Below are 5,959 nucleotides of genomic sequence, written 5' to 3'. Positions count from 1 at the left end.
AGGTCCATGTCTATTATTAAAGTTAATTAAGAAAAGTATCTTTAAAATTGCACGACAAATTCTAGATTTATTAAATATTATATCTATTAATATAAAGGCAATGACTATACCTAAAATAGTATAATCATTACTATTTGAAGTTTCTTTTTGATTATTAGGAAGTTTTACGTTTAAAGATTTAGTAAGTTTTGCATTATATTCTTTTGCAATATAATCTGCAAAAGTACTATAGGATTCTGTTAAACCTTTTCCATAATCACCATTTTTGAAATTTGGTTTAGCAATAGATTCCATAACACGATTACTTAATGCATCTGGAATTGCACCTTCTAGGCCTCGACCGACTTCTACTCTCCACTTTCTATCTTTTATGGCGATTAAAATTAATAATCCATTATCTTTATTTTTTTGACCTATTCCCCAAGTTCTAAAAAGGTCAATTGCATAATTCTCAATTGGAATTCCATCAGTTGAATCTATTATCACAGCAGTAGCTTGGGCTCCTGTTTTGTCTTCAAGTTCTTTACCAATTGAAACAATATCTTTAATTTCAGACTCTTTTAGTGTATTTGTATAATCATTTACGTATTTATATTGAGTTTTGCTTGGAATTTTATTTGATGCATTTGCAATTATACTAGTGAAAGATAAGGTTAAAGTTAAAAAAATAAGAGAAGAAATTAAAATATTAAAAACTTTCTTTTTAGTTTTCATAGCTATTTAGAAAAATCTACAGAAGGCACTTCTTTAGCACCATCGCTTGCTTTATATAGTGGTTTTTCTTCAAAGTTAAAAATACTAGCAATTATATTGCTTGGGAATTTCCTTCTCTTTGAATTATATCTAGTAACTGCAGTGTTATAATCTTGTCTTGCAACTGCAATTCTATTTTCTGTCCCTTCTAATTGAACTGATAAATCTTTAAAATTTTGATTTGATTTTAATTCAGGATAATTTTCTACAACTACTAATAATCTTGATAGTGCATTTGAAAGATCACTATCAGCATTAGCTTTATCAGTAACAGTTGATGAACCAGCAAGTTTACTTCTTGCATTAGCAATATCAGTAAATATATCTTTTTCTTGAGAGGCATATCCTTTTACTGTATTTACTAGATTAGGTATTAAATCAGAACGCCTTTGAAGTTGTGTATCAATGTTTGCTTGAGTAGTATCTACGCTTTGCTGTAATGAAACTAAGCTATTATAATTACTAACTGTAAATATTCCTAAAATAATTATAATAGCGAGAATTGTAATTAATAATTTAGAATTATTTTTCATGATTAAACCTCCTTCTTTATAAATTATTATGTTCAAAATTAAAAAATATTATAGTATAGCATTTAGAGATTTGACAAAAATAATAATAGGATATATTATTATTGATATAAATTAAATTTTCATAAATTTAATTTTATAAAATTAAAATAGAAATATTCCTAATATCGTAAATAAGGAGATAAAAAATATGAATTTTTATGATTTTGTGGCTAAAGATATAAATGGTAAAGATATAAATATGAATCAATATAAAGGAAAAGTAGTATTAGTTGTAAATACAGCTAGTAAATGTGGATTTACACCTCAATTTAAGGGGTTAGAGGAATTATATAATGAATATAAAGAAAAGGGATTTGAAATATTAGGCTTCCCATGCAATCAATTTAAAAATCAAGATCCAGGAAGTAATAAAGAGATAAATAATTTTTGCCAATTAAATTATGGTGTTACATTTACTATGTTTGAAAAAATAGATGTAAAAGGACCTAATGCACATCCAATATTTAAATACTTAAAAGAACAAACAAAGGGTTTATTAAATGATGAAATAAAGTGGAATTTTACAAAGTTTTTAATAGATAGTAATGGAAATGTAGTTAAAAGATATGCACCAACTACATCACCTAGTAAGATTAAAAAAGATATTGAAAACTTATTAGGATAAATAATCCTCAGATGATATAATGTTGACATATAAAAACGAAATATATAGAATATTTGATAGTAACACAGCTTAGTAAATAAAATATAGAATAGGAGAAATACATGAATAAGTACGATAATATTAAATTAGATAATCAAATATGTTTCTCTTTATATGCAGCATCAAGAGAAATAATAAAGCTATATAAGCCAGTACTTGATAAATTTAACCTTACATATACTCAATATATAACAATGCTTGTGTTATGGGAAGAAGAAAAAGCAACAGTTAAAGGTATAGGTAAGAGATTACATTTAGATTCAGGTACTCTTACTCCATTACTTAAAAAATTAGAAGCGATGGAATTAATCACACGATATAGAGATTCTAATGATGATAGAGTAGTTATAGCGGAATTAACAGAAAAAGGAAGAAATTTAAAAGAAGAAATTGTTAATGTTCCTGAAAAAGTTTTTTGCAAGGTAAATATGGATGTAGAAATGGCTACTGAATTAAAAATTAAGCTAGATGAATTATTAGAAATCTTAAGAAAATAACTAAAAAGAGTATTTTATATTGGCTAGTAAATTTTTATAATTTACTAGCTTGTTATTTATGAGGAGATGGTTTTTTGGATATATTTACAATTGGGCACTCTAATTATAGTATAGATAGATTAATAGATATGTTAAGATATTTTAATATTGATTGCGTAGTTGATATAAGAGGAATACCTTATTCAAAATATAATGTTCAATTTGATAAAGATACTATAAGATATTCATTAACTAAAGCTGGCTTTATTTATATATACATGGCTAAGGAGTTAGCTGCTAAGAGAGTAAGCAAAGTTTCTTATAATGAAGAAGGATATGCAGATTTTGAGAAAGTAATTCATGAAGAGGATTTTATAAATGGAATAAATAGACTCAAAAATGGATGCCAGAAAGGATACAAGATAGCAATTTTAGGAGCAATGCAAGATCCTATAAGATGTCATAGAAGTATATTGGTTGGCAAAGCTTTAAGAGATTATGGATTTAATGTTAAGCATATATTAGATGATTATACTATAGCATCACAAGAAGATATAGAAAAAAATCTATTAGATAAGTATTTTAAAAATAGAGGACAGATTACTATAGATTCATTACTTGGAAATGGGTTAAGTGATGAAGATATGATAAAAGAATCTTATAAAATGGCCAATAAAGAAATAGGATATAGATTAGAAAATCTAGATAATAAATAAATCTTAATATATAACAAAAGTATTCTAATTTTAATGAATACTTTTTTGTTATATATTAAAGTTTATAAGGAAGGATTAGAGTATATGTCTTCTAATGATTTTTTATCCATAAAATAATAAACCAAATATCCCATCATTATAACTCCAGGTATATCTATCAAAAGTCTTATAAATGTAAATTTAAAACCTAAAGATGAAAATTCAAATAAAAGAGTTGATACCTTTGTTACACACCAAGAATTTAAAAATATAATTATATTGCTAAATTTAGCTCCTTTTTTTAATAAAAGAGCAGTAAATGGAAATGCAGCATACATAGGACCTGCTGCAAGTGAGCCTATAAGCATTGAAAAACATATGCCAAGTATTCCAGAGCTATCACCCATATATTTTATTAATGTTTCCCTTGGAATCCATGCATCCATAAGTCCAAGAAGAAGCATTATAGGTGGAAGTACACTAAGCATTTGTAGAAAACTAGAATAGACATTTTTAAATACCTTTGTTCCTACAGGATAATTTATAAAAAATGTTATGAAAAGTATAGATAATAATACTAAGAAAACAGAGTATCTTTTTAGATATTTATAAATAAGCTTCATAAATTAAAACATCACCTTTCCTATGATAAAAGCTACTAAAAAAGAAAATAAAAAAGCTATAAAATTTCTTAAAAAGGCAGCCTTTTTGCCAATATATTTTGCTTCTAGGGGATAGGTTATAACTCCTACTAATGTAAGTGTTGATATAAGCGCTGCAACTTGAGATATACCAGCGCCATTTTGAAGTAATGTATTTCCAGTTGAAAAAGCAACAAAGGTTGGCATTATAGTTACGGAACCTATTATAGATGCAAAAGTTATACCTAAAAAATTAGAATTTTCACCAATTAAACTTGAGATTGTTTCTGGATTTAGTATTGCTAATATAAATCCAACTATAAGGATAATGCTTAAAAATTGAGGCATTATATTTTCGAAAGATTTAATAGCAGTTTTAATAGCTTTTTGTGTTTTTTTCTTATCTTTTATGAAGGATATAATTAATAAAAATATAGATACTATATATAAAATGCAGGAAATCATTATATCACCTTATAAAAATTTTATTTGCAATTATATAGTATTCATATAGAAGGAAAATGTATAATAAATGTATAATAAATTACGACGAGGATAATATATTTAGAAACTCTTTGATAAAAATTTATGGTATGGGTTATTTAAGGGGGGAATAATTTAAATATTAGATTATTATTTTAAAAGGGGTTATAAAAATGGAGAATAGTAGGGGGATAAATAAAAAGTTAAAGAGTATAACATGGCCAATATTTGTAGAAAGTTTATTATTTTCATTACTTGGTGGATTAGATACGATAATGCTTGGTAAATATTCAGATTTAGCTGTTGCATCAGTTGGAATTGCAAATCAGTTGATTTGGATGGTTAATTTGATGTTTGGAATAATAACAGCAGGAACAGCTATATTACTTGCTCAATATTTAGGTGCAAAGACTGATGAAGAAGAGATTGTTAAATTATGTGGTGTATCTATAGGGGTAAATTTAATTATAGGAATAGTAATAAGTGTAGTAGTATTTTTAATTTCATCACAACTATTTATATTTTTAAAGGCAGCACCAGAGCTAGTGCCTATTGGAAAAAGTTATATGAAAATAGTTGGTGGAACTATTTTTATACAAGCTATACTTATGACTTTTACAGCAATACTAAGATCATATAGCTTAACAAAAATATGTATGAGTGTTACGCTTATTATGAATATAACAAATGTTATATTTAATTACACATTTATATTTGGTAATTTTGGAATGCCTGAGCTTGGAGTTACAGGGGCAGCACTTGGAACTGTCATAAGCAAGATAATAGCTTTAGTTATCTTAGCTCATAGAGTATATAAAGTTATTTTGCATAAGTTTAATATAACTTTATTTAAACCATTCCCAAAAGAACAATTAATAAACATTTTAAAGGTTGGTGTACCATCAGCGGCAGAACAAATTTCTTATAATTTATCTCAGCTTGCAATAACTAGTTTTGTAAATATGATAAGTATAGAGAGTATGTCTGCAAAAAGTTATTTAACTACTATAGTATCTTTTGCATTTATATTTGCAGTATCATTAGGACAAGGTGCGAGTATACTTATAGGTCAGTTTGTAGGAAATAGAGAAAACGATAAGGCATATAATTTATGTGTGTATTGTATAAAAGCATCTGTAGTAGTATCTTTAATTATTAGTTTAGGAATTGTTTTATTTAGATATGGAATAATGTCTATGATAACAAATAATAAATCTATAATAAACATAGCATGTAATGTGCTTTTAATAGAAATTTTATTAGAGCCTGGTAAGGCAATAAATATAGTAGGTATAAATAGTTTAAGGGCTACTGGGGATGTTAAATTTCCAGTTTATATAGGTATATTTTCTATGTGGACCTTTGGTGTTGGCATAGCTTATATACTAGGTATAAAAATGGGACTTGGATTAATAGGAATATGGTTAGGTTTTGCGTTAGATGAATGGTTTAGAGCTATACTTGTTTTAATAAGATGGAAAAGTAGAGCGTGGGAAGGAAAAAGCTTTGCATTATCAGCATTAGAATAAAAAAGATGGGATTATCCCATCTTTTTTATATTAAACTAATTTACCATATGATAATTGTTTTTTATTTATTTTTATATTAAATTCTCTTTCATAGATTCTAATTGCTGGGAATTCTTTTTTTGTAACTAATGAGATAGTAGTTCCAC

The 5,959-nt window shown here is 26.3% G+C and carries 8 protein-coding genes; 4 read left to right on the top strand and 4 right to left on the bottom strand.

Annotated features, from left to right (window positions below; genetic code table 11):
• Together SPJ33_RS07660 and SPJ33_RS07655 are read right to left on the bottom strand one after the other, a co-directional pair.
• Positions 1–714, bottom strand: a 714-nt coding sequence (locus SPJ33_RS07660) for a TPM domain-containing protein (protein ID WP_321117381.1), incomplete at its 3' end; no start/stop codon positions are given.
• A 2-nt stretch (positions 715–716) separates the two neighbouring features.
• On the bottom strand, positions 717–1,286 hold the full coding sequence (locus SPJ33_RS07655; protein WP_321117380.1) for a LemA family protein: 570 nt from the start codon (positions 1,284–1,286) through the stop codon (positions 717–719).
• A gap of 187 nt (positions 1,287–1,473) precedes the next feature.
• Between SPJ33_RS07655 and SPJ33_RS07650 the strand changes: the two genes are divergently transcribed.
• From SPJ33_RS07650 to SPJ33_RS07640, 3 genes are all read left to right on the top strand, one after another.
• Positions 1,474–1,950, top strand: a complete 477-nt coding sequence (locus tag SPJ33_RS07650; RefSeq protein ID WP_321117379.1) for a glutathione peroxidase — start codon at positions 1,474–1,476, stop codon at positions 1,948–1,950.
• A 101-nt stretch (positions 1,951–2,051) separates the two neighbouring features.
• Positions 2,052–2,486, top strand: coding sequence for a MarR family transcriptional regulator (locus tag SPJ33_RS07645; RefSeq protein ID WP_321117378.1), 435 nt, complete (start codon positions 2,052–2,054; stop codon positions 2,484–2,486).
• Positions 2,487–2,560: 74 nt separating this feature from the next.
• Positions 2,561–3,181, top strand: a complete 621-nt coding sequence (locus SPJ33_RS07640; protein ID WP_321117377.1) for a DUF488 domain-containing protein — start codon at positions 2,561–2,563, stop codon at positions 3,179–3,181.
• Between the two features lie 62 nt (positions 3,182–3,243).
• Here the strand turns inward: SPJ33_RS07640 and SPJ33_RS07635 are convergent, their stop codons facing one another.
• Together SPJ33_RS07635 and SPJ33_RS07630 are read right to left on the bottom strand one after the other, a co-directional pair.
• Positions 3,244–3,783 (bottom strand): permease, encoded by a 540-nt coding sequence (locus SPJ33_RS07635; protein ID WP_321117376.1) that lies wholly within the window; start codon positions 3,781–3,783, stop codon positions 3,244–3,246.
• Between the two features lie 3 nt (positions 3,784–3,786).
• Positions 3,787–4,266, bottom strand: a complete 480-nt coding sequence (locus SPJ33_RS07630; protein WP_321117375.1) for a permease — start codon at positions 4,264–4,266, stop codon at positions 3,787–3,789.
• Positions 4,267–4,457: 191 nt separating this feature from the next.
• Between SPJ33_RS07630 and SPJ33_RS07625 the strand changes: the two genes are divergently transcribed.
• The gene (locus SPJ33_RS07625) at positions 4,458–5,813 is read left to right on the top strand and encodes an MATE family efflux transporter (protein WP_321117374.1); all 1,356 of its coding nucleotides are present in this window, start codon (positions 4,458–4,460) and stop codon (positions 5,811–5,813) included.
• The last annotated feature ends 146 nt before the right edge of the window (positions 5,814–5,959 follow it).

Source organism: Clostridium sp., from assembly GCF_034179595.1.
Taxonomy (GTDB): Bacteria; Bacillota; Clostridia; order Clostridiales; family Clostridiaceae; genus Clostridium.
The sequence above is the reverse complement of the archived record's forward strand: the minus strand, read 5'-3'. Positions and strand labels throughout refer to the sequence as shown.

Coding starts and splice junctions, on each gene's coding strand:
- SPJ33_RS07655 (WP_321117380.1), bottom strand. CDS start 1,286: ATGAAAAATAATTCTAAATTATTAATTACAATTCTCGCTATTATAATT.
- SPJ33_RS07650 (WP_321117379.1), top strand. CDS start 1,474: ATGAATTTTTATGATTTTGTGGCTAAAGATATAAATGGTAAAGATATA.
- SPJ33_RS07645 (WP_321117378.1), top strand. CDS start 2,052: ATGAATAAGTACGATAATATTAAATTAGATAATCAAATATGTTTCTCT.
- SPJ33_RS07635 (WP_321117376.1), bottom strand. CDS start 3,783: ATGAAGCTTATTTATAAATATCTAAAAAGATACTCTGTTTTCTTAGTA.
- SPJ33_RS07630 (WP_321117375.1), bottom strand. CDS start 4,266: ATGATTTCCTGCATTTTATATATAGTATCTATATTTTTATTAATTATA.
- SPJ33_RS07625 (WP_321117374.1), top strand. CDS start 4,458: ATGGAGAATAGTAGGGGGATAAATAAAAAGTTAAAGAGTATAACATGG.